The following is a 23,141-nucleotide window of genomic DNA, read 5'->3' on the forward strand; positions in this document are numbered from 1 at the left end:
ATCTCTAAAGAAAACAACCGCCCAGTTCAATATATCCCTCTCGCATTCAATGCATTTCTGTATTTAATCGCATTCCTCTGATGTTCAGCATAGGTACGGGCAAAATTATGACGTCCTGAGAAATCTTCTTTTGCACACATATACAGATAGTCGCTCTTTGTATAATCAAGCACACTATCAATCCCTTTGATCGAAGGTATCCGGATCGGGCCGGGAGGCAGACCTGTATGCATATACGTATTGTATGGAGAATCTACTTCGAGATGCTTGTTCAATATACGGCGCAGGCTGAAATCACCCACTGCAAACTTAACCGTAGGGTCTGCCTGCAATGCCTGGCCCGAACGGAGCCTGTTAAGATACAATCCTGCCACAACCGGATATTCATCGGCAAAAGTACACTCTTCCTCAACAATGGAAGCCAGTGTTGATACTTCGACCGGAGACAGGCCTAATTCCTCTGCCTGCGCCATCCGTTTCTTATTCCAAAAATCACTATATTCAGTCTTCATCCTCCGAAGAAATTCATCGAGAGTAACATCCCAGTAAAATTGATATGTATTGGGAATAAACATGGCAACTACCGTCTCTGTAGTAAAGCCCAGATCTTTACATTTTTCGGGATTATTTAGAGCTGCTAACAGATCATCCTTGCCCAACACCAACTGATTGGAAATACGTTCGGCAAAATCTTCTTTGGTGCGTATATTATTAAATTTCAAGTTCAGAGGTGTCTGATGCCCGCTACGCAGGTGGCGCATAAGATCGAGGATATTCATATCCGGTTTGACAGCATAACGCCCTGTCTTTAAATTACCTTTATAATCCATAACGGAAGCCAACAGCTCGAAATTACTTATATTTTTTACTTTCGCACTATCTTTCAACTCTTTTAGCAATGCATCATAATCTCTATCTTCATCTATATAGAGATAAACGGTCTTATCTATATTAAATCCCGTGCTTATAATACTATATCCGTATGCACCGGCTGCTATGGCTATAACAGCAATTATAATAAAGATATATAAAATCTTCTTTTTCATTTCGGCTTTATTCTTTTAATAGTAACACATCATAATCGAAAAGTAACAAAAGTAACAGAAAACAATTAATAATTAAAAATGAAAAATTAATAATTAGCTTGTCAGACAGAGTGAAACATCTCGTCAGTAAACAGTGAACAATCTGTATCCCGTATAATTTTCCGTTCTTCACTTTTCGTTTTTCACTTAATACTTACTACTTGTTAAAAGGTAACAAAGGTAACACCTTTTTCTTATTTTTTATATTGTAACCTTTCATCAGATAGCAGGCTTATTATCTGTAACGTATAGATAAAATGATGGAGAAAAAGTAACAGTTATTTCAGCTTTTAATTAATACCCCAAGCGCAATTTTGCAAACCGTGTTTTATCTGAACTCTATAAGCAACTCGCAAGCAAAACAAATCTACGTGAGGAATTATTCTTCCGGTTTGATATAACCTACAGGCTTGCGAGGTTTGTTTACATGCTTGGTCTGAAGTTCTGCTAATGTTTCATTGATAAGATCGAGTTGCATCCGTGTATCTTCATGCATATCGTTATAGTCGGCAAAGACTTCCTCAATATATGCTTTTAGTTCTTTTACTTCATCCTGTAATTGCTTGCTTTCATTAAGGGGGGGATTAATTAATAGTTGGCGTACAGCAACAAAGGCCCGCATGATATTGATGTTTATTTCTATTGCGGCATCACTGTTAAGTACCGAAGAAAGCATTGCTACTCCTTGTTCCGTAAATGCAAACGGCATATATCGCGTTCCCCCTCTTGTATTTGAGGACGCAATTTGCGACCTCAAAGAGGTATATTCTTCTTTTGACAATTCGAACATGAAGTCAGATGGAAATCTTCTGATATTGCGCCTTACAGCCTCTTTTAAGCGCTTTGTTTCTGTTCCGTACAACTCCGCCAAATCAAAATCGAGCATCACTTTACAGCCTCGTATCTCGTATATCTTGCTTTGTATTACCGATAATTCCATCATATCAATTATTCTTTTAGTAATAATGAACTGTCGCCATAACTTAAAAAGCGGTAGTCATTATCCAGTGCATGTTTGTAAATAGCCTTCCAGTTATCTCCACCCGTAAATGCCGATACCAGCAAAAGCAGCGTACTTTTTGGCTGATGGAAATTCGTGATTATTCCATCGACAATTTTATAAATATATCCCGGTGCTATAATGATCTGTGTTTCGGCAATAAGCGATGTCAGGTTATTTTTATCCAGATATGTAAGAATATTCGTTAAGGATTCCTTTACCGAAAGTTCTTTTTCAGTAGAGGTTTTATAAGGCTGCCATTGTGTTACTTTCAATTCTCCGGACGAATTGTCTTTTTCCAGTAGTTCACCAATGTAATACAAGCTTTCGAGTGTACGTACAGAGGTTGTTCCCACAGCAATTACCTTTCCTTTATGATTTAGCAGCTGCTCTATTACATCCCTTTTCACCGAGATAAACTCGGAATGCATCACATGGTCTTTCACCTCCTCAGTTTTTACAGGGCGGAAGGTTCCTGCGCCCACGTGAAGTGTAACCTCTGCCGTCTTTACTCCGCTCTTACCCAATAATTCGAAGACTTCCGGCGTGAAATGCAATCCTGCCGTAGGAGCAGCTACCGAGCCGTCTATTTTCGAATAAATGGTCTGATATGTCTCTTTATCCTGTTCTTCCGTATCCCTGTTCAGATAGGGTGGAATAGGTAATTCCCCGGCTACTTCGAGCAATTCGGAGAATGTAACACCGGTATTGTCCCACTCAAATTCTATGATATGGGAGTCTCCGTTGGTCTGTATCCTGCGAGCTTTGAACATCACAGGTTCACCATTTACAACCAGTTCTTTTATAAGGTCCCCTTCTTTCCACTTTTTCAGATTACCCACCAGGCAAACCCATGAACATCGCTGTGCTTGCTGGAAATTTAATTGATAATCGTTTGGAGAATGTGGTTCTAAACAGAAAATCTCAATTTGCGCGCCCGTTATTTTTTGAAAATGCAACCGCGCCTGAATCACTTTTGTATTATTGAAAATCATCAGGCTATTGTCCGGCAAATACTCCGCTAAATTACAGAAACGGGCATCTGTTATTTTTCCCCCCTTGTATACAAAAAGTTTTGATTCGTCCCGTTTAACCAGAGGGTACTTTGCAATGCGGCTGTCGGGTAAGCCGTAATCGTAATCGTTAATTCGTATATCCCGGAAAACTGATACTTCCACTTTCGTTTTTTTTATCCGACAAAAATAAGCAACTTTGCGTGAATAAAAAAGCCGGAGGAGAGCTTAAAAGAACGTTTTAAATAGCGAGAGCAGAAACAAAATTTATTTTGATTATGCCGGGTTATGTAAAACGACTAATGAAATTGAATAATTAAGATTTATGAAAACAGGAGATAAAGTCCGCTTTCTAAACACAACAGGAGGCGGTGTGGTAAAAGGGTTTCAGGGAAAAGACATAGCCCTGGTAGAAGACGACGAGGGCTTCGACATTCCCGTGCTGATACGCGAATGCGTGGTCATAGAACCTGCCAACGATGCACAGGTAAGACAAACATCGAAACCAACGGCTGAAGTTCAGCAAAAAGCCGTAATAGGCAAGGTTGAAGAAAAATATGAGGATTATAAAACGGAAGAGACGAAAGAGGGAGAGCAATTATCGGTTTTCCTTGCTTACCTGCCTGTAGATATAAAAAACCTGAGTACAACGGCTTTTGAATGCTACCTTATAAATGACAGCAACTACTATCTGTCTTTCAATTATATGAGCAGGAGCGACAACGGATGGGTAAGCCGGAATGCAAACGTAATAGAGCCGAATACAAAGCTGTTCATCGAGGAATTCGACAAAATGGAGTTGAACGATATCGAGCATATCTGCCTCCAGTTCTTTGCCTATAAGAAGGAAAAGCCTTTCGCTCTAAAGAACGCATATTCCGTCGAAGTACATATAGATACCGTGAAGTTCTACAAACTCCATAGTTTCAGAGAAAACGACTATTTCGAAGACGAAGCGATTATATACCCGATAGCCCGCCACGACCTTGCGGAAAAAGAACTTGTCATTTCGGCCGCGGAAATAGAAACGGCCATGAAACAGAAAGAGGGCCGTCCGCGCATACAACCCATAGTGAAGAAAGAAAAAAACACGGTACTCGAAATAGATTTGCATGCCGATGAACTTTTAGATAATACAAACGGTTTATCATCAGGTGATATTCTGGAATATCAGTTGAAGAAGTTCAGGGAAGTAATGGATGAAAACAAACGGAACAAAGGTCAGAAAATAGTCTTTATCCATGGCAAAGGGGATGGCATTCTCAAAAATGCGGTACTAAAGGAATTAAACTCAAACTATAAATCGGTTTATTATCAGGATGCTTCTTTCCGGGAATACGGATACGGGGCTACAATGGTCACAATAAAATAGCATCAACTACACACAAACTAAATAATTTATCAGAATGAAAAAGAGAATTTTAGCATTATTATTGGTTGTAACTACACTGGTTGGTTGCGACAGCGTTCAACAGGGATTAAGAAGTACTTATAACTTGATAAACTGTGAATACAGTTATAAGTCGATTACGGGGTTAACCATATCCGGAATGAATCTTTCCAATGGCTTATCCGTAACATCTATTCCTAAGATAACCTCCATTCTATCGGGAACTGCGACCTCTATTCCGCTCAATTTTACATTGAACGTAAATGTGAAGAACCCGAATGAATCGGCTGCGTTGCTACATGGCCTGCAATATATCGTCAGTGTGGATGATATCGAGTTTACTACCGGTTCTATTAACCAGACCCTGAATATTGCCTCGGGACAGACCCAGACATTGCCGCTTACTATCGGTGTAGATCTGGCGAAATTGATGAAGAATAACTCGAAAGACGCTGTAACAGAGATTGCCAAAAACTTTCTGGGTATCGGTTCTAAGAAATCGAATGTATCACTACAGCTCAAACCGACATTTATGATCGGCAATACTCCTGTGGCATCACCGATGTATATACCTGTAAACTTCAGCTTCGGAGGAAATTAATCTGTTGGCTGCAATCGGTCAGCAATATATGTAATTATAAAAAATTATAGTCATGGAATATAACATCATACATAACGAAGAAAAAAGCCGCTTCGAAACAGAAGTGGAAGGTTTCTTGTCCCTTGTAGATTACAGGAAGAGGGATAATGTTTTTCTGGTGACGCATACCGAAGTTCCCCCTCAACTGGAAGGGCGGGGCATTGCAGGCGCTCTGACCAGGACATTACTCGATTATATCCGGGACAACGGCTATAAGGTACGTCCAATCTGCCCTTATACAAAAGCATATATACAACGTCATCCTGAGTATGAGGATATCGTGGCAGGAAATGAGGGATAGATATTCCAGATTATAAAAAATAAAGAGGGCGGATGTATAAAATATCCGCCCTCTTTATTTTTGTATATTGAGAATACTAATTCGGTAATGCTTCCTATTTATACGATGACTTATCCCAGTTAAATATCTTAGGATCTTCAATCAGATATGGCTCTATCTTCTTATAATCTTCTTCCGACAGATACTTTTTAATTTCATATACCAGTGTCAAAGAATTATCGGCAGAAGACAAGGTTATCTTCATCGGATTCATATCCAGAGCCGCATAAGCATTCTTAAAATCCTGTGTATCCCGGTCTGCATCGGCTTTTATAAACCAGTTTTTATCTCTTTTCGGAAACAGGTCTCCCTGATTGATCGGTAGCCATTTCGTTGTATAGAACTGTATCTGGCTATCGCAAAGGCTATCCTTTCCGCATACGGTTTTTACAACACATACGATCTTGGAATCGTTTATCAACGGCAGCAGCTTTATCTGTGTTGTACCCACTTCCGAGGTCTGTAATGAAATAAAATCGGACGACATAGCCAGTCTCTTTACTTCTCCGTATGTTTCCCTGTCAATTTTTATTTCTGTTGTATCGCCCGGATTAGAAATAAGCAAATCTTTCTGGGCAGCCTCCAGGCCGAAGATAATATTCTCAGGCATGGTAAGGAATATACTGCCTATTTCCTGTGCCGGAAGAGAGATTACGCTCGTTATAATAAAGGCTATTGTGAATACTATTTTTTTCATTATATATATTGTTAACTGATAACTGCTGACTGTTTTTATTTCGTCCCCAAATATAGGAAAAACATTGCTACAATTATTAAAACGAGGTCTATAGCTTTTCCTTTTAAGTTTTTTTCATGGAAGAACAGTACTCCTCCGGCAAATGATACCAGTACACTGCTACGCCTTACCATGGATACAATCGAAATCATGGCATCAGAGTCTGTCAATGCATAGAAATAGACAAAATCGGCAATGGTAAGGAATACAGATACAAGGATTATACTCCATTTCCACCGGAACGGAGTCGTTTTGTCCCGTTTAGGATACCACAGTGTAAGAAGAACTATCAGCATCAGCAGGCACTGGTATGTATTGAACCAGTACTGAACCGCCGTAGAACTGAACTGCTGCATCAGGAACTTATCGTAGAGGCCGCTCACAGCCCCTGCTACAGAAGCCAGAACCATAAAGAATATCCATTTATTCTTATGGAAGCTAATCCCTTCCTTTTTGCCCGAAAGAGAGAGCAGGAAGAAGGAGATAATGGTTATAATTACCCCTATCCACTGGAATAAGTTCAAACGCTCACCGAATATAAACAGCGCACCGAGTAATGTCATTACGGGACGGGTGGCATTTATCGGACCTGTGATGGTCAGAGGCAGATGTTTTATGGCAAAATATCCGAATATCCATGAGGTGAGGACAATGACCGATTTTATAAAGATATACCCGTGGGTTTCAAGAGAGACGGATGGTACATATCCTATCGTACCGCTTAACGTATCGGGCGAAACTTTGGATATAAGGACAAGGGGCAAGAGCAGCAGGGAGCAAAACAGCGTATTGAGAAACAATACAGGTATGACAGCATTTCCGTCAACCGACTTCTTTTTACATATATCATAGCATCCGAGAAAGAATGCCGAAACAAAAGCAAGCGCTAACCACATATAATTTAATTCTCCATTAGATCAATAATCCTTCCCGACTTTATACGGAATGGACCTTCCATATTAATATTTTGTGATTTTACTTCATTTATTTTATCAAAGCAATCATCAATAAGTTGCTGTAGATATTCTTTGTCTGAAGTATCCCAATATTCTCCTTCATCTATTACGATCAGGTCTTCGAAATGAGGAGCTATTTTTCGCAATACGGATATTATTTTTATATGGATATCTATATCGGCAAACTGCGTTTTGCAATAATCTTGTATATAATAATTTTCATCAAATTCGAAAATAAGAGGATCTGTATTTTCATGAGGTTGAAGTCTTATTCCTTTCACAGAGCTTACATAATCCCATTCCTGTTCATCTTTTACACGCTTTAATAATTTCTTGCTTTCCTCAAAGACAGAGTATGACATATTATTAAACTCCGAAAATTCCTGTATTATTTCTATTACATCATTAAAATCATTTGCAGATTTCAACTTTCCTTCATAGTGTATTGTTACCCCCATTGCTTTATCCCTTTTCTTTCTTCAACACATTACTCAACCATGCATAACCAATAATTCCCGATGCCAGAGACGCCAATAATATCATCAATTTCGACTCATTGATATAATGCACATTTCCTTTGAATGCCAGTAAAGTAATAAATATAGACATAGTGAATCCTATACCTCCCAGCATACCTGCTCCGAGCAATGCTTTCCAGTTCACACCTCTGGGAAGTGCGCATAAGCCTGTTTTCACCGAGATAAAGCTGAATAACGTTATACCTAAAGGTTTACCGACAATCAGGCCTAGGAGAATACCCATTGCGAACGGCTCTCCAACCGACTGATCCCAGTTACCCTCTATTACCATAGCTGTATTTGCTAAAGCAAATACTGGTAATACGAAGAATGCGACCGGATAATGCAAAGCATGCTGCATCCTGTTGGACAGGCATTTCGCATCCCCTCTCCTGAACGGGATTGTTATGGCGAGCAATACCCCAGCAATAGTCGCATGCACACCCGAATGAAGCATACAGTACCACATAATGGCACCGCCTATAAGATAAGGGATAAGATTGGTTACTTTGAATTTCTTATTCAGGGTGAGCAATAATACAAACATACCCAATGCGATAATCAGGTACACCCATGCCAGTGACGTAGTGTAAAATATGGCGATAACAATGATAGCCCCCAAATCGTCGATAACCGCCAGAGCGGTAAGAAATACTTTCAGCGAAACAGGTACGCGGTTGCCAAGCAAAGACAGTACACCAAGAGCGAAAGCAATATCCGTTGCCATAGGTATCCCAAATCCGGCGTGTGTATCCGTTCCGAAGTTGAGGGACATATATATTGCTGCGGGGATCAACATCCCTCCCAATGCCCCCGAAATAGGCAGCATGGCCCTTTTTATATTCGACAACTCACCTTCATAAATTTCCTGGATCAGTTCCAATCCTACCAAAAGGAAGAAGATAGCCATCAATCCGTCGTTTATCCATTCTGCGACAGTATGGCTGCCTGCATGAAAATCCCATATACCACGATAACCTGCCCCAATACTGGAGTTGGCGAGCAGTATCGATATTAATGTGCATACGATGAGAGTAAGTCCTCCCGACTTCTCACTTTCCATAAATCTACGCAGTGTTCTGCCACTTAAAAGGTTAGATATCCTCATCGTTGTTAAATATATCGTTATTATATTCTATTTCTTCCAGAAAGAGGGCATGTCCCGGAACAGAAGTCCCGGCTTTACACCTGTCTTTAGCTTCAATAATGCGCCGGAAATCATCTGTGGTTATCTTTCCCCGTCCGGCTTCAAGCAGTGTTCCCACGATGGAACGTACCATATTACGCAAAAAACGGTTCGCCTTGATGGTGAATATATAATCGTTCCCGGCCTGTTCCCACCGGGCAAGCATAATCGTGCAGTTATTCGTTTTCACATCGGTATGCAACTTGCTGAAGCTGGTAAAATCCTCGTAATCGAATAATACCTTTGCGCAGGCATTCATTATTTCTATATCCGGATTTCCGTATATCTTATATTTCAGATGATGCAGAAAGGGATCTTTATCGGTTGTAATATAATATCTGTACAGCCTCGATTCAGCATCGAAACGGGCATGGGCATCCGGCTTTACTTCTATTATTTTTTGTATGGCAATATCTTTTGGTAAGAGGCTGTTCAGCTTATTTGCCAGCAATAACAGATCCGTAATTTCCTGTTCGCTGTCGAAATGCGCTGTCATCATACGGGCATGTACACCCGCATCGGTACGCCCGGCACCCACAATAGATACCGGCATACGCAGCAAGGTGGACAACGCTTTTTCTATTGTTTCCTGTACCGATACGCCATTAGGCTGTATCTGCCATCCACAATACTTTTCCCCGTTGTATGATAAATATATGAAGTAACGTTTCATCTTAGCTTTTAGCCGATAGCCTTTAGCTATTAGCTTTCTTGATTATTTTCTAGCTATCAGCTAAAAGCTAACAGCTAAAAACTTTTTTATCTTACCGTTATATGAAAACAAGACTGTTTTCTTTCGTGCTTCACATAACATCGGTCGCGTTGCCGCAGGTCGTGGAGGACCTGTCCCAGTACGGCTTTTAGCCTGCCATCGTCGAGAGTACGCGGATCTGATGGATTTACCTTCTCGAAGCGTGTCCAGGCGATATCGAATGTCGTGGCATAGCGGTGTGTCGAGTTGTCGCTCGTATTCCTGTTACGTCTTGAGAGCCCTTTTACATCATCATCCGTCCGTGTAATACTGGTAACAATCGGCTTATATAAGACCATTTTTTTGCTGATAAGCGAATCCCTGAAATTAAGGCAGATATCCGACAGCAGGGTAGCCGCTTTCGGTACAAGGAAAGGCATCGAGTGTTTCAGCTTATCCACCTTGTATATATCCAGTTCGTTCGGTATGCGTACCAATTGTCCTTCATACAAGGCTGTATCCGCTCTGGAAACCAGGGGGCCTACCCCGTTTGCGATGGCGGCTTCAATCTGGACATCCTGCAAATCGGCAAACGTTTTATTGTAATTCCCGTTAAAACGGCTATATTTCCTTACTTCGGCCGCTGGCTTCTCCTCGTCGCTTTGCCCTTTCGAACTACAACTTATCATAGATAGAATACCGATTGAAAGTATCCACATATATCTCATAAATCTCCTTAATTTTGATTTTTCCGGCACAAAGGTACAAAATAACCGCCTTAGTTGTTATTTTTGTCTTTGCCTTTTATGGCAACCCGGTTAAAAATGAAAAGGATGTAAAAAACAAATGGAAAAAATAACCAGCCTGCAAAACCCAAGAATAAAGAATATCACAAAACTCGCCAAAAACAAAGAGCGCAAGGAACAAAATCTCTTCCTGATAGAAGGAGCAAGGGAACTGAGCCTAGCCATGACGGCTGATTATGAGATAAATTCGGTATATGTCTGCCCGGAATTATTCCGGAAGACAGATTATCCGGATGTTCTCGATTCTATCGGTGAAAACAAACTGTTCGAAGTATCGGAGGCAGTGTTCGAAAAAATTGCATACCGTGAAGGTTCGGACGGACTACTGACTCTTGCCGTACCGAAAAACCATACTTTAAAAGATCTGCAACTATCTGAAAACCCATTTATCATCATACTTGAAGCGGTAGAAAAACCCGGTAACCTGGGGGCGATACTCCGCACGGCCGACGCGGCGCAGGCTGATGCCGTCATCATCTGCGACCCGGCCACCGACCTGTACAATCCCAATGCTATACGTTCCAGTGTAGGCTGCCTTTTCACCGTGCAAACGGCTGTATGTTCATCACGGGATGCGTTGGATTTCCTCCGGCATAAGAAGATAAAATCATTTGCTGCCGAATTGCAGACCTCGCAATGGTACCAGGATACGGACTTTTCTGTTCCGTCGGCTATAATAATGGGTACGGAAGCGGACGGACTGACTGATTTCTGGCTCACCAACGCGGACGCAAGGATAAAAATACCGATGCGGGGAAAAATAGACTCGCTGAATGTCTCCGTTTCCACTGCCGTTCTCACCTTTGAGGCTATGAGGCAACGTGGGTTTTAATGTTGAAAAGGCACATGATTATAGAAAAAGGGACAATAAACGACATAGATGAACTGGAAGACCTATACAATGATCTGAATGATTATCTGGAATCCAATATTAATTATCCCGGCTGGATCAAGCATATTTACCCTATACGGCAAACAGCACTTGAAGGTATTGAAGACGAGAGCCTGTTTGTTTTAAAAACCGCCGGCAGGATAGCCGGCAGTATCATTCTGAACCATAAGCAGGAAACCGCCTATGAAGAAGCGGACTGGAATGTATCTGCGGATCACAAAGATGTATTTGTAGTACACACTCTTGTAGTGCATCCGCATTTTATGCAAAAAGGTGTGGCGTTTAAGCTTATGACTTTTGCAAAGGAATATGCAATTCGGCTGAAAATGAGATCAATCCGGTTGGATGTCTCTGTCAACAATGCAGCAGCCATATCATTATATGAAAAACTGGGCTATACATATATAGCCACGGTCGATTTACAACTGGGATATGAACATCTGAAATGGTTCAGATTATATGAATTGTTATTGGAAAGTGTTTAAAGTTTCTCTTTTAAAAACTTCCCGGTATACGACTTCTCACATTTGGCAATCTTCTCAGGAGTACCTTCACAGACCACATAGCCGCCTTCTTTTCCCCCTTCGGGGCCTATATCGATAATATGATCGGCACATTTGATAACATCCATGTTATGCTCGATGATAACAATGGTATGTCCCCTTTTTATCAGAGAATCGAACGCTTTCAACAGGGTTTTTATATCGTGGAAATGCAATCCCGTAGTAGGTTCATCGAATATAAAGAGAGTAGGCTCAGGCTTCTCGTCCACAAGGTGGAACGCCAGTTTTACACGTTGGTTTTCTCCTCCTGATAAAGATGAAGACGACTGTCCCAATTTTACGTATCCCAGACCTACATCCTGCAATGGTTTCAAGCGTTTTACTATTTTCTTTTCCGTGTTGCCTTTTCCTTCTTCAAAGAACTCGATAGCCTGATCTATTGTCATTTCCAACACATCGTGGATACTTGCACCTCTGTATTGTACATCCAAAACATCCTGCTTGAAACGTCTTCCTTTGCATACCTCACATTCGAGCAGTACATCGGCCATAAACTGCATCTCTACCAGTATCTTACCTTCTCCTGCACATTCTTCACATCTTCCGCCTTCTACATTGAAGGAGAAGAAAGCCGGAGTAAAATGCAATTGTTTTGCCAGAGGTTGCTCTGCAAATAACTTGCGAATCTCATCATAAGCCTTTATATAGGTCACAGGATTGGAACGAGACGAACGCCCAATGGCATTCTGATCTACCATTTCTATATCCTTTATCAGCTTCAGGTCACCTTCCAGTCCATTGTATTGCACTATCTGGTCTCCCTTTCCTTTATAATGGCGCTCCAAGGCAGTATAGAAAACATCACATACCAATGATGATTTACCGGAACCGCTGACACCTGTTACCACGGTCATCACATTTAGCGGGAACTTCACGTCGATATTTTTCAGATTATTTTGCCGTGCGCCTTTTATCTCTATGAAGTTATTCCATTTGCGCCTTACTTTGGGAACATCTATCTTTTCTTCTCCATTCAGATAGCGGACAGTATAACTTTCGGTATGCTTCTGCAGGCCGGCCACATCTCCCTGATATACGATCTCACCGCCTAATCGTCCGGCTTTAGGACCTATGTCGATAATATAGTCAGCGGCACGTATTATCTCTTCGTCATGCTCTACCACAACCACAGTATTACCAATAGCTTTCAATTCCTGCAAGACATTGATCAATAAATCGGTATCACGAGAGTGTAACCCGATACTCGGTTCATCCAATATATAGAGCGAACCCACAAGACTGCTTCCCAGCGATGTAGCCAGATTGATACGCTGGCTCTCTCCTCCAGAGAGGGAATTCGATAAACGATTTAAAGTAAGGTATCCCAACCCGACATTCATAAGATACAGGATACGGATATTTATATCGGTTAACAGGCGCTTAGCGATAGCCGCATCTGTTTCATTCAAATCAAGGGAATCGAAAAATATTTTCAGTTCGGATATAGGCATCAATACGAGGTCGGCAATGGTTTTACCGCCTACTTTTACATACAATGCCTGAGGTTTAAGCCGCGAACCTTTGCAAGCCGGACAAGTCGTTTTTCCCCGGTAACGGGCAAGCATTACACGGTATTGTATCTTATACTGGTTTTCTTCCACCATTTTGAAAAAATCGTCTATGCCGTGCAAGCCTCTCGCACCATGCCAGAGCAAATCACGTTCGCTATCCGATAATTCGAAATAAGGACGGTGAACAGGGAAATTATGCTTAGAGGCGGCATGGATAAACTCCATCTTCCATTCGCTCATTTTCTCTCCTTTCCAGCAGACTACGGCGTCTTCATATACCGACAGGCTTTTATTGGGAACCACAAGGTCTTCATCTATCCCCATCACACGGCCAAAGCCTTCACAAACGGGACAGGCTCCTACCGGGCTGTTGAAACTGAACATCAGGTCGGACGGTTCTTCAAACTGGATGCCATCGGCCTCGAAATGTCTCGAAAAATCGAAACTTTCTGCCTTATCATCAACATAGAAACGAATCACACAATCACCCTCTCCTTCGAAGAAAGCGGTTTCTATGGATTCTGAGAAACGGCTGATATTGGCCGCGTCTTTATCGCAGGTAAGGCGGTCGATAAGCAGAAGCAATTCGTCCGCTTTATATTTGGTCTTGGATGCCAGAACATCCTCAATCCGTTCGAATTTACCGGCTATCTCTACTCTTGAGAAGCCTTCCTTCTGTAAAATTTCGAGTTGTTCATTCAAAGACCTGCCGTCGCGGAGAATTATTTTAGTCAGAATGGCTAGACGCGTTTCCTCCGGATATGATTGCATCTTTTCTACAATATCGCTCACCTGATGCTTCTTCACCTCCTGCCCCGATACGGGAGAAATAGTCTTCCCTATACGGGCAAAAAGCAACCGCAAATATTCATATATCTCTGTCGAGGTACCTACTGTGGAACGCGGGTTACGGGCGCTTACCCGTTGCTCGATAGCAATAGCCGGCGGAATGCCTTTGATATAGTCGCTTTCGGGCTTATTCATACGGCCTAAGAACTGACGGGCATACGACGATAAACTTTCCACATAGCGGCGTTGGCCTTCTGCATAGAGCGTATCAAATGCAAGCGAAGACTTACCCGAACCGGATAGTCCTGTAATTACCACAAATTTATTTCGGGGAATCTCTACATCAATGTTTTTCAGATTGTTTACCCGTGCACCTTTTATAAATATATTTTTCTCTTCTGACATAATCTCTTCAAAAAATGGATACAAAATTACGAAAAAATAAGCGCATTATCTTAGTTGGCTAATTTAAAGGAATCTAAAATATCCGAAATTCTCAGAAATAAATATAATTTCTTTATAAACTATCTATGCACAGACAGCTATCATCTCTTTGAAAATTTATGTTTCTATTCAAAGAGAGTAATAAAATACAAGATATTAACTAAAGACTGTTTACTACAAATCAGAATGGATATCCTATCCCAAAGTGCCATGCCATATTATTCAGCCTTGGCTTGAAAAGAATAAAACGATCCGACTGGTCCCTCCCCGGGTCATAGGCTTTCATCCCCGCATCGAAACGAAGAAGCAGGAAACTTAAATCCATTCGTAAACCGATCCCATAAGACAGGCCTATTTCTTTATAGAACGATTTGAATTTGAATTGTCCTCCCGGCTGCTCCTCATAGTCGATTAATGTCCATATATTTCCGGCATCGATGAATTGGGCAAATTCGAAAAGATCGGTTATCTTCATCCTGTTTTCGATACTAAGTTCGAGCTTCATATCTCCGGCCTGGTTTACAAAGTCACTGTTTCCCTGGCGTTTATATGATCCGGGACCCAGAGAACGGGTACTCCAACCCCTTACACTGTTGGCTCCTCCCGAGAAAAAACGCCGTTCGAAAGGCAGAATCCCGGAATTACCGTAAGGCTGCGCAAGTCCCAGTCCCAAGTGATAAGCTACAGAATGTTTCTTAGAGAAATAGAAGGTATGGGCATAATCGACGCTTCCTTTCACATATTCCGCATATGCCACGCCTAATATCATCTTTTCTCCGAATTCATTCTCTTTTGCCCCGCCTATTGTTGTTGCCAAACGTGGTAAAGCTCCCGCGACTTCTATCGACATCCGCAATGAATAGGTAGGATACAGCCCCGTGAAGCGGCGTCCGTTTACCAAAGTAACCGTATAGGCAGTACGTGCCACCAACTTGTCGCTATAACTCTCTCTCAACAAGACATTATTAGTAGAATCGAGGTAATTCTTCTGGAAATAATCTGACACCCACGGCATACGGATATAGTTTACATCGAGTAAGTCCAGACCGTGACGCAGTCTGTTCTTATATGTATTCCAGCTATAATTTACGCCTAAGTTAAAAAACTGACGGGTATATTCCTGTCTGTGCTGGTTATTCAGCCCTACAGTAAACCGTGTACTGGAAGATGGCAGTTCTCTCCAGCTTTTCTTCAACCAGGGGAAAAGAAATTGAGGGAAGGTAAGGCCCGTTTCTATTCCGTACTCATAGAAGTTGCTGTTCATCACATCCCCGCTTTTGTCTCCGGCGATGAACTCATAAGCGCCTTTTAGTTTGATACTCAATTGCTCCGATCCGTTAAATAAGTTCTGATGCTGGTATGAAATACTTGGAGCAATACCTATATCTCCGGCGGTATTGGTCCCATCAAGCCCGGCCTTAAACCAGTGAGCATTGGCGGGAAGCAGTATGATTGTGGCGTCCAGCAGGTGTGTACTGTCTTCGCGCGAAGGCTGAGTAGTAATATTTACCTGCTTAATAGCCTCCATATTCGTGTAGGCCTCGTATGTACGGGTTATATTGTAATCGGAATAATATGCCCCTTTCTTCAGATAATTATTACGCAACACGGCAGAATTTCGCAGGAACTTATTTCTGCCACGTATTATCTTAGTCCCATAATAATCCGTTGTATCTGCATTCCTGTAAAACCATCGGTTAGTATTTATCTGCCCTCCGGAACCTGATACATTATCAACAGAATTGACCCCTGAAATAATCGTAATATTATTCAGTTTATATCGGGGATAAGGCAAACTATCCTTATTCGGATAAATATCGAGATACAAATCCACTTCATGCGAATTAAGTGTAGTATCGGCCCGGAAATATACATACTCTTTGGAGAAAGTAGAATAGCCTACATTACGCATAATGGTATTTATCCGCAATCGTTCTTCTTCCAACATGCCCATGTCGAACATATCACCTTTTTTGAGTAATGGCTCGATAGGTATCTTTCCCATAATACGGGCCATAGTCGTATCGCCTATCTGGTGCGTATAGTTACGTACACGATATGGAATACCGCCTTTCAGATTATAGGTAACAGACATTTTCTTCCCTTTCACTTTCAGGGTAGTATCGGCTTCAGCATTCAGATAGCCCTGGTTATTCAGTTGCTTCTTCAACTGATTTTGCGACATGATTGTCTGCGATGCACTATACAAGACCGGCGCTTGTCCCAGCTTTTGTATAGTACGGTTTATCCACTTACTTGTATCCTGTCCGGCCATATTATATATACCCAGACGGACTTTTCCAAGCAGAGGAAGACTCGTGTTAGGCTGCTGACGAACGAAATCTTCCAAATCGGCCGTAGCATTTTTAGTATCATGCTTGATCTGATAACTATCCAACAGATAGCGCCCTTCCGGAATGTTCTTAGTAGTATTACATGCCGCAAGGATAAAGACAAAAGATATAAATGTAAGTTTTCTCATCAAGAATATTAACGTTTTACAAATATACAATGTTTTTGTTAACTCTTGATAAAACGAATTTCTTGGGCTATTATTTAAGAAAAACCTACCCTATTTTGTATTTTCCTGAGAAAAAGTCAGAATATAACCGTTACAGTCCTCAATTGCGAAATCGGTAGATCCATAGAATGTCTCATGCATTTCTTTTGCAATAGTGACTTTTTCATTGAGTTTTTCGTACAGCCCATGAATATCGGATACATGAATGTAGAAGGTTAATCCCCCACCCTGCGGAAATTTTGCAAGCTGTGGATATTCTTCTTTCAGGCTGTTTTCTTCCTGAAACATAAACATAACATTTCCGGACTGTACGATTGCAAAGACCAAATCGTTTCCCGATTCGGGAACAGCACCAACAAGTTTGAAACCGAGGATTGTTGTATAAAAATCAACTGTCTGACGAACATTCCTGACCATCAGGTTCGGAGTAGAATCATTTAATACCATATCTCTATATTTAAGTTTATATATTTGAAAATCACTTCCAAAAGTAGAGAATACAGACCATAGTATTTGTGTAAAAAAACGACAATCTTAAAGTTCCGAAGGTAAAGAACCCGAAAGCCGTTTAAACTCTTTTATCAGATGGGCATGGTCATAATAACCGCAGTCGACCGCCAGATCAAAAAGGCTTTGATTCGCCCCCGATTTTAAAAGATGATGAGTATTCTTGAATTTGATAATACGGCTGAATGCTTTTGGAGAGATTCCTATACCGGCCAGAAACCTGCGTTCAAATTGCCGTTTACTCAGACAGGCCTGTTCTGCAATAAGCGGTATCGGTATATTTCCCTTGCCTTGTTTTATCAGCGATACGGCATAATCAACCCTTTCATCCAACAGAGACAGTTTAGGAAGCCGGCTTAATAAATAGTTATCCACAAAAGAGATAATATCTGTTGTACTCCTTTCCCAGGGAATATCTTCACTGAAAGATTTATCAAATACCGATTCCGTAGAAAAAAGTTCGACCCGCGAATCAGTAAATTCATTTACAGGCACACGGATAAAAGCCGCTATTCCTCCCGGTTTGAAACGAATCCCAATAAACCTGACCTCTCCCAGATATTCTACTTCCAGAAAAGTAGTCATAGTACCCACAATGTAGGGAAGAGACTGCCGGTGAAATGAAAATATAATATCTACGCAACCATCAGGCAATACACGCCGACAAACCTCTTTCTCTGCAAAATCTATTGAAGACCAGTAGGTTTCGATATACTGACTTAGAAACGGATGTGGTTGATATTCAATGTACATTTCTTTGCTTTATATGACTAATTTTGGAAGAGATAAAGATAAATGGAAATGTTCAACAACGAACTAAAAAGTTAAGAATACTCATATTTGAATCATAAATCTGGAAAAAGCAATACCTTTGTGGCTGATTATGAAAGAATACCGACTGACCGACTGGCAACCGACCACAAAAAAAGAAGTGGAACTCAGAGGATGGGATGAACTGGATGTTATCCTTTTCTCGGGAGACGTATATATAGACCACCCGTCTTTTGGTGCGGCTGTCATAGGACGCATGCTTGAAGCCGAAGGGCTGAAGGTAGCCATTGTTCCGCAACCGAACTGGCGGGACGATCTGCGCGACTTCAAAAAATTGGGTAAACCCCGCCTTTTCTTCGGGGTAACAGCCGGAGCAATGGACTCGATGATAAACCACTATACGGCCAACAAGCGACTGCGTTCCGACGATGCTTATACGCCTGATGGAAAGGCGGGAATGCGCCCCGACAGAGCCTCCATTGTCTATTGCAATATACTAAAAGAGCTTTTCCCCGATGTACCTGTATTATTAGGGGGGATAGAGGCCTCGTTGCGCAGGGTAACGCACTACGATTACTGGGATGATAAATTATATAAATCTATACTTGTCGACTCAAAAGCGGATCTGCTGGTGTATGGCATGGGTGAGAATCCTTTGAAAAAGATAGTTTCGGAGCTCAAGAACGGCAAATCCCTCGATGAATTGAGTGATATACCACAAACAGCATATCTATGCGCCAAAAACGCTTTAAAACAGTGGCACGATGGAAAGGATATCTATCTGGCTTCACATGAAGAGTGCCTTGCCGATAAACTTAAACAAGCAGGCAATTTCCGCATTGTAGAAGAGCAATCGAATATGATGAATGCTTCGCGCATTATACAGATATACGATGAAAAGGCGGTAATAATCAATCCTCCCTACCCTCGCATGTCTGAGAAAGAGATAGATGCCTCGTTCGATCTGCCATATACCCGCCTGCCCCATCCGAAATACAAAGGAAAAACCATTCCGGCTTTTGAGATGATAAAATTCTCGGTAAACATGCACCGGGGGTGTTTCGGCGGATGTGCCTTTTGTACCATTTCGGCTCATCAGGGAAAATTCATTGCCTCCCGTTCGAAAAAATCGATATTGAACGAAGTAAAACAAATCACGGAAATGCCTGATTTCAAGGGGTATCTGAGTGATCTGGGAGGCCCTTCGGCAAACATGTATAAAATGAAAGGCAGGGATGAAAACATTTGCGCTAAATGCAAACGGCCCTCGTGTATTCATCCGAAGATATGCAAAAACCTCGATGTAGACCACTCACACCTTTTGGATATTTACAAAGCAGTGGATGCACTTCCCAAAATCAAGAAGTCATTTATCGGCAGTGGGGTGCGTTATGATATGTTGTTGCACCGGAATGATGATGACCGGTTAAACAAAATATCCGATAAATACACAAAAGAACTGATATTAAACCATGTATCCGGCAGGCTGAAAGTTGCTCCGGAACATACTTCCGACAAGGTGCTTAATTGTATGCGCAAACCAAGCTTCTCGCAGTTCCATACATTTAAGAGAATATTCGATAAGATCAATTCCGAAAACGGATTAAAACAGCAGCTTATCCCTTATTTTATATCATCCCATCCGGCTTGTACAGAGATAGATATGGCAGAATTAGCCTCCGAGACAAAGCCTTTGGGCTTTAAACTGGAACAGGTTCAGGACTTTACACCTTCACCAATGACAGTAGCTACCGAAATTTATTATACCGGCTATCATCCCTATACGCTTGAAAAAGTATATACGGCACGAACCAAAGAGCAGAAACTGGCTCAGCGTCAATACTTTTTCTGGTACGATAAAAATTATAGACCTCAGATTATCAAGTCTTTGAAGAAATTAAAAAGAGAGGATCTGTTGAAAAAACTATCAATTTATTAATAGTTTATCCAACAATTACCTGAATATCAAATATTTAATTCAAATATAATTATATGATTACACTTGAAGTTTGTGCCAATTCAACACAATCGGCTATAAATGGACAAAAAGGAGGAGCAATCAGAGTCGAACTATGTGATAATCTGAGCGAAGGAGGAACTACCCCTTCCCTATCACAGATAGAAAAATCAAGACAACATATTGACATTCAATTAAATGTACTCATACGTCCGCGTGAGGGAGATTTTCTATATAGCGATTTAGAATTTGAAATAATGAAACAGGATATACACCACTGTGGAAAAGCAGGATGCGACGGTGTTGTATTCGGAATATTAAACACAGATGGTAATATCGATAAAGAACGCAATCAGGATTTAGTAAAAATTGCGCATAAATATCGTATGACTATTACTTTTCATCGGGCTTTTGACAGATGCAACGATTTGTTCAGTTCGTTAGAAGATATCATAGAACTAGGGTGTGACCGTATACTTACATCAGGCGGGATGGAATCCGCACCGGAAGGAAAAGAAATATTAAAGAAATTAATCAGTCAGGCCAACGATAGAATAATAATTATGCCCGGTGGAGGAATTACGGAGAACAATATTTCCGAGCTGGTTAGAGCTACCGATTTGAAAGAATTTCACGGCTCGTTCCGAAGCAGGTATAATGGAGGAATGCAATACAAATCACCTTTTTTTACAAACGAAGAAGAATACAGCATGCTTCTGACTGATCCCGAAAAAGTTAAACAGGCAATAGAAAATGCCAATAATATTTAAATAGCCATCATATCTAAAGCAGCGCATTCATAAGCATAAAGTAATTATCGCAGAAAATACAATAAAATACTAACTTTGCATCCTAATTAATTTTATCCAAAGAAAAAAATATGAACTTCAAATATGACGTAATTGTTGTCGGGGCAGGCCATGCCGGTTGCGAAGCTGCAGCCGCAGCGGCCAACATGGGATCCAAAACCCTGCTGATAACAATGGACATGAACAAAATCGCCCAGATGAGTTGCAACCCCGCAGTAGGTGGCATTGCAAAAGGACAAATCGTACGGGAGATAGATGCCCTCGGCGGACAGATGGGAATTGTCACGGATACTACTGCCATCCAATTCCGCATGCTGAACAAATCGAAAGGCCCTGCCATGTGGAGTCCACGGGCACAAAGCGACCGCGCGCAATTCATACTTAAATGGAGAGGGATCATCGAGAACACCGATAACCTTTTTGTATGGCAGGACACTGTAACATCCCTGATTATAGAAAACAAAACGGCAACAGGTGTAAAGACCGCGATGGGTGTAAACTTCTCGGCAAAATCGGTAGTTCTCACAAACGGCACATTCCTGAACGGACTAATGCATATAGGCAAAACACAGCTCGGAGGAGGACGTGTTTCAGAACCGGCATCGTTCGGAATCACCGAACAATTGAGGGAATTTGGATTTACTACCGACAGGATGAAAACAGGTACTCCCGCCAGAATAGACGGAAGAAGCGTCGACTTTAGTTTAATGGAAGAACAAAAAGGAGATGATGATTTCCACAAGTTCTCATATCTCGACTTCGCACCCCGCACATTGAAACAACTTAGTTGCTGGATTACTTACACCAACGAAGAAGTACACTCCACTTTACGCGATAGATTGGATGATTCTCCCCTTTACAACGGACAGATAAAAAGTATAGGGCCACGCTATTGCCCGAGTATAGAAACTAAAGTTGTAACATTCGCGGAGAAAACTTCGCATCAATTATTTCTGGAACCGGAAGGAGAAAGCACACAAGAATATTACTTAAATGGATTCTCGTCCTCTCTCCCACTCCATACTCAAATTGAAGCACTACAAAGAATCCCGGCATTCAGAAATATACACATCTACAGACCCGGTTATGCAATCGAATATGACTTCTTCGATCCTACACAACTAAAACATACGTTGGAAACGAAGCTAATCGACAACCTATTTTTCGCAGGACAGATAAATGGCACTACCGGATATGAAGAAGCAGGCGGCCAGGGATTGATCGCGGGAATAAACGCTCATATAAAAACACAAGGGGGAGACGAATTCATCCTGAAAAGAGACGAAGCATACATCGGCGTATTAATCGACGATCTGGTAACCAAAGGCGTTGACGAACCATACCGTATGTTTACCTCCCGTGCGGAATATAGAATACTACTTCGTCAAGACGATGCAGATGCACGCCTTACCGAAAAGGGTTACAATATGGGCTTAGCAAAGAGAGAGAGAATTGATCTCCTGAACCAGAAGAAAGAGGAGATGAACAGGATCATCGATTTCACCGCCAATTATTCCTTGAAGCCTGAGTACATAAACGAAGGGTTGGAAAAACTTGGGACAAGCCCATTAAAGCACGGGTTGAAACTGAAAGATGTAATCACACGCCCGCAGATATCAATAGACAGCATCGCCGAACTTGTACCAGCATTCAAAGCGGAACTGGATAAGATACCAAACAGAAAAGAAGAGATCAAAGAGGCCTGCGAAATAATCATCAAGTATGACGGCTATATCAAGAGAGAGCAATTGATCGCAGATAAGATCTCCCGCCTCGAAAACATCCAGATAAAAGGGAAGTTCAATTACGAAGCGATACTCTCCCTTTCCACCGAAGCGCGCCAAAAGTTGACAAAAATAAACCCTGAAACAATCGCTCAGGCAAGCCGGATTCCGGGAGTTTCACCGAATGATATCTCAATATTATTGGTACTTTTGGGTAGATAAAACAAGATGTTCCACGTGGAACACGCTAAAATCATAAGACAAAAAAAAGAATGTTCCACGTGGAACATAT

General features: G+C 41.4%; 21 protein-coding genes. 8 read left to right on the top strand and 13 right to left on the bottom strand.

Going from position 1 to position 23,141, the window contains the following annotated elements; genetic code table 11:
• Window positions 1-26: 26 nt before the first annotated feature.
• From mltG to IR083_RS09535, 3 genes are all read right to left on the bottom strand, one after another.
• Window positions 27-1,046, bottom strand: a complete 1,020-nt coding sequence (gene mltG / locus IR083_RS09525; protein ID WP_194224114.1) for an endolytic transglycosylase MltG — start codon at window positions 1,044-1,046, stop codon at window positions 27-29.
• A 418-nt stretch (window positions 1,047-1,464) separates the two neighbouring features.
• Window positions 1,465-2,028 (bottom strand): ORF6N domain-containing protein, encoded by a 564-nt coding sequence (locus IR083_RS09530; protein WP_194224115.1) that lies wholly within the window; start codon window positions 2,026-2,028, stop codon window positions 1,465-1,467.
• 5 nt (window positions 2,029-2,033) lie between these two features.
• Window positions 2,034-3,263, bottom strand: a complete 1,230-nt coding sequence (locus IR083_RS09535; RefSeq protein ID WP_194224116.1) for an S-adenosylmethionine:tRNA ribosyltransferase-isomerase — start codon at window positions 3,261-3,263, stop codon at window positions 2,034-2,036.
• Between the two features lie 160 nt (window positions 3,264-3,423).
• Between IR083_RS09535 and IR083_RS09540 the strand changes: the two genes are divergently transcribed.
• The 3 genes from IR083_RS09540 to IR083_RS09550 are packed head-to-tail and all read left to right on the top strand — an operon-like array spanning window position 3,424 to window position 5,429.
• On the top strand, window positions 3,424-4,470 hold the full coding sequence (locus tag IR083_RS09540; protein ID WP_006800733.1) for a DUF2027 domain-containing protein: 1,047 nt from the start codon (window positions 3,424-3,426) through the stop codon (window positions 4,468-4,470).
• A 34-nt stretch (window positions 4,471-4,504) separates the two neighbouring features.
• Complete coding sequence (locus IR083_RS09545) at window positions 4,505-5,089, top strand: LEA type 2 family protein (protein ID WP_006800732.1); 585 nt, start codon at window positions 4,505-4,507, stop codon at window positions 5,087-5,089.
• Window positions 5,090-5,141: 52 nt separating this feature from the next.
• Entirely contained in the window at window positions 5,142-5,429 is a 288-nt protein-coding gene (locus IR083_RS09550; RefSeq protein WP_194224117.1) for a GNAT family N-acetyltransferase, read from the top strand.
• A 94-nt stretch (window positions 5,430-5,523) separates the two neighbouring features.
• Here the strand turns inward: IR083_RS09550 and IR083_RS09555 are convergent, their stop codons facing one another.
• The 6 genes from IR083_RS09555 to IR083_RS09580 form a co-directional block, all read right to left on the bottom strand.
• Window positions 5,524-6,165 (bottom strand): DUF3256 family protein, encoded by a 642-nt coding sequence (locus tag IR083_RS09555; protein WP_194224118.1) that lies wholly within the window; start codon window positions 6,163-6,165, stop codon window positions 5,524-5,526.
• A 35-nt stretch (window positions 6,166-6,200) separates the two neighbouring features.
• Window positions 6,201-7,100, bottom strand: a complete 900-nt coding sequence (locus tag IR083_RS09560; RefSeq protein ID WP_194224119.1) for a DMT family transporter — start codon at window positions 7,098-7,100, stop codon at window positions 6,201-6,203.
• Window positions 7,101-7,105: 5 nt separating this feature from the next.
• The gene (locus tag IR083_RS09565) at window positions 7,106-7,618 is read right to left on the bottom strand and encodes a hypothetical protein (protein WP_194224120.1); all 513 of its coding nucleotides are present in this window, start codon (window positions 7,616-7,618) and stop codon (window positions 7,106-7,108) included.
• A gap of 4 nt (window positions 7,619-7,622) precedes the next feature.
• Window positions 7,623-8,786 (bottom strand): Na+/H+ antiporter NhaA, encoded by a 1,164-nt coding sequence (gene nhaA / locus IR083_RS09570; RefSeq protein ID WP_194224121.1) that lies wholly within the window; start codon window positions 8,784-8,786, stop codon window positions 7,623-7,625.
• Window positions 8,773-9,537: a tRNA pseudouridine(38-40) synthase TruA gene (gene truA, locus IR083_RS09575; protein ID WP_006800726.1), complete on the bottom strand. Its 765-nt coding sequence runs from the start codon at window positions 9,535-9,537 to the stop codon at window positions 8,773-8,775. Before truA ends, nhaA begins: the two co-directional genes overlap by 14 nt.
• 86 nt (window positions 9,538-9,623) lie before the next feature.
• Window positions 9,624-10,283: a DUF5715 family protein gene (locus IR083_RS09580; protein ID WP_006800725.1), complete on the bottom strand. Its 660-nt coding sequence runs from the start codon at window positions 10,281-10,283 to the stop codon at window positions 9,624-9,626.
• Window positions 10,284-10,401: 118 nt separating this feature from the next.
• Between IR083_RS09580 and IR083_RS09585 the strand changes: the two genes are divergently transcribed.
• Together IR083_RS09585 and IR083_RS09590 are read left to right on the top strand one after the other, a co-directional pair.
• On the top strand, window positions 10,402-11,193 hold the full coding sequence (locus tag IR083_RS09585) for a TrmH family RNA methyltransferase (protein WP_194224122.1): 792 nt from the start codon (window positions 10,402-10,404) through the stop codon (window positions 11,191-11,193).
• A 14-nt stretch (window positions 11,194-11,207) separates the two neighbouring features.
• Window positions 11,208-11,738, top strand: a complete 531-nt coding sequence (locus IR083_RS09590) for a GNAT family N-acetyltransferase (RefSeq protein ID WP_194224254.1) — start codon at window positions 11,208-11,210, stop codon at window positions 11,736-11,738.
• Here the strand turns inward: IR083_RS09590 and uvrA are convergent.
• The 4 genes from uvrA to IR083_RS09610 all read right to left on the bottom strand — a co-directional run bounded on the left by uvrA (window position 11,735) and on the right by IR083_RS09610 (window position 18,341).
• On the bottom strand, window positions 11,735-14,521 hold the full coding sequence (gene uvrA, locus IR083_RS09595; protein WP_194224123.1) for an excinuclease ABC subunit UvrA: 2,787 nt from the start codon (window positions 14,519-14,521) through the stop codon (window positions 11,735-11,737). The two genes, IR083_RS09590 and uvrA, sit on opposite strands and share 4 nt — an antisense overlap.
• 220 nt (window positions 14,522-14,741) lie before the next feature.
• Window positions 14,742-17,042, bottom strand: a complete 2,301-nt coding sequence (locus IR083_RS09600; protein WP_194224124.1) for a BamA/TamA family outer membrane protein — start codon at window positions 17,040-17,042, stop codon at window positions 14,742-14,744.
• A 90-nt stretch (window positions 17,043-17,132) separates the two neighbouring features.
• Window positions 17,133-17,528, bottom strand: coding sequence for a VOC family protein (locus tag IR083_RS09605; RefSeq protein WP_006800720.1), 396 nt, complete (start codon window positions 17,526-17,528; stop codon window positions 17,133-17,135).
• Window positions 17,529-17,615: 87 nt separating this feature from the next.
• A complete protein-coding gene (locus IR083_RS09610) occupies window positions 17,616-18,341 on the bottom strand; it encodes a helix-turn-helix domain-containing protein (RefSeq protein WP_194224125.1) in 726 nt (241 codons plus the stop codon).
• A 130-nt stretch (window positions 18,342-18,471) separates the two neighbouring features.
• Between IR083_RS09610 and IR083_RS09615 the strand changes: the two genes are divergently transcribed.
• The 3 genes from IR083_RS09615 to mnmG all read left to right on the top strand — a co-directional run bounded on the left by IR083_RS09615 (window position 18,472) and on the right by mnmG (window position 23,071).
• On the top strand, window positions 18,472-20,298 hold the full coding sequence (locus IR083_RS09615; protein WP_194224126.1) for a YgiQ family radical SAM protein: 1,827 nt from the start codon (window positions 18,472-18,474) through the stop codon (window positions 20,296-20,298).
• 53 nt (window positions 20,299-20,351) lie between these two features.
• The gene (locus tag IR083_RS09620) at window positions 20,352-21,086 is read left to right on the top strand and encodes a copper homeostasis protein CutC (protein WP_194224127.1); all 735 of its coding nucleotides are present in this window, start codon (window positions 20,352-20,354) and stop codon (window positions 21,084-21,086) included.
• A 110-nt stretch (window positions 21,087-21,196) separates the two neighbouring features.
• A complete protein-coding gene (mnmG, locus tag IR083_RS09625; RefSeq protein ID WP_194224128.1) occupies window positions 21,197-23,071 on the top strand; it encodes a tRNA uridine-5-carboxymethylaminomethyl(34) synthesis enzyme MnmG in 1,875 nt (624 codons plus the stop codon).
• Window positions 23,072-23,141 lie beyond the last annotated feature (70 nt).

Source organism: Dysgonomonas sp. GY75 (assembly GCF_015234155.1).
Lineage (GTDB): Bacteria > Bacteroidota > Bacteroidia > Bacteroidales > Dysgonomonadaceae > Dysgonomonas > Dysgonomonas gadei.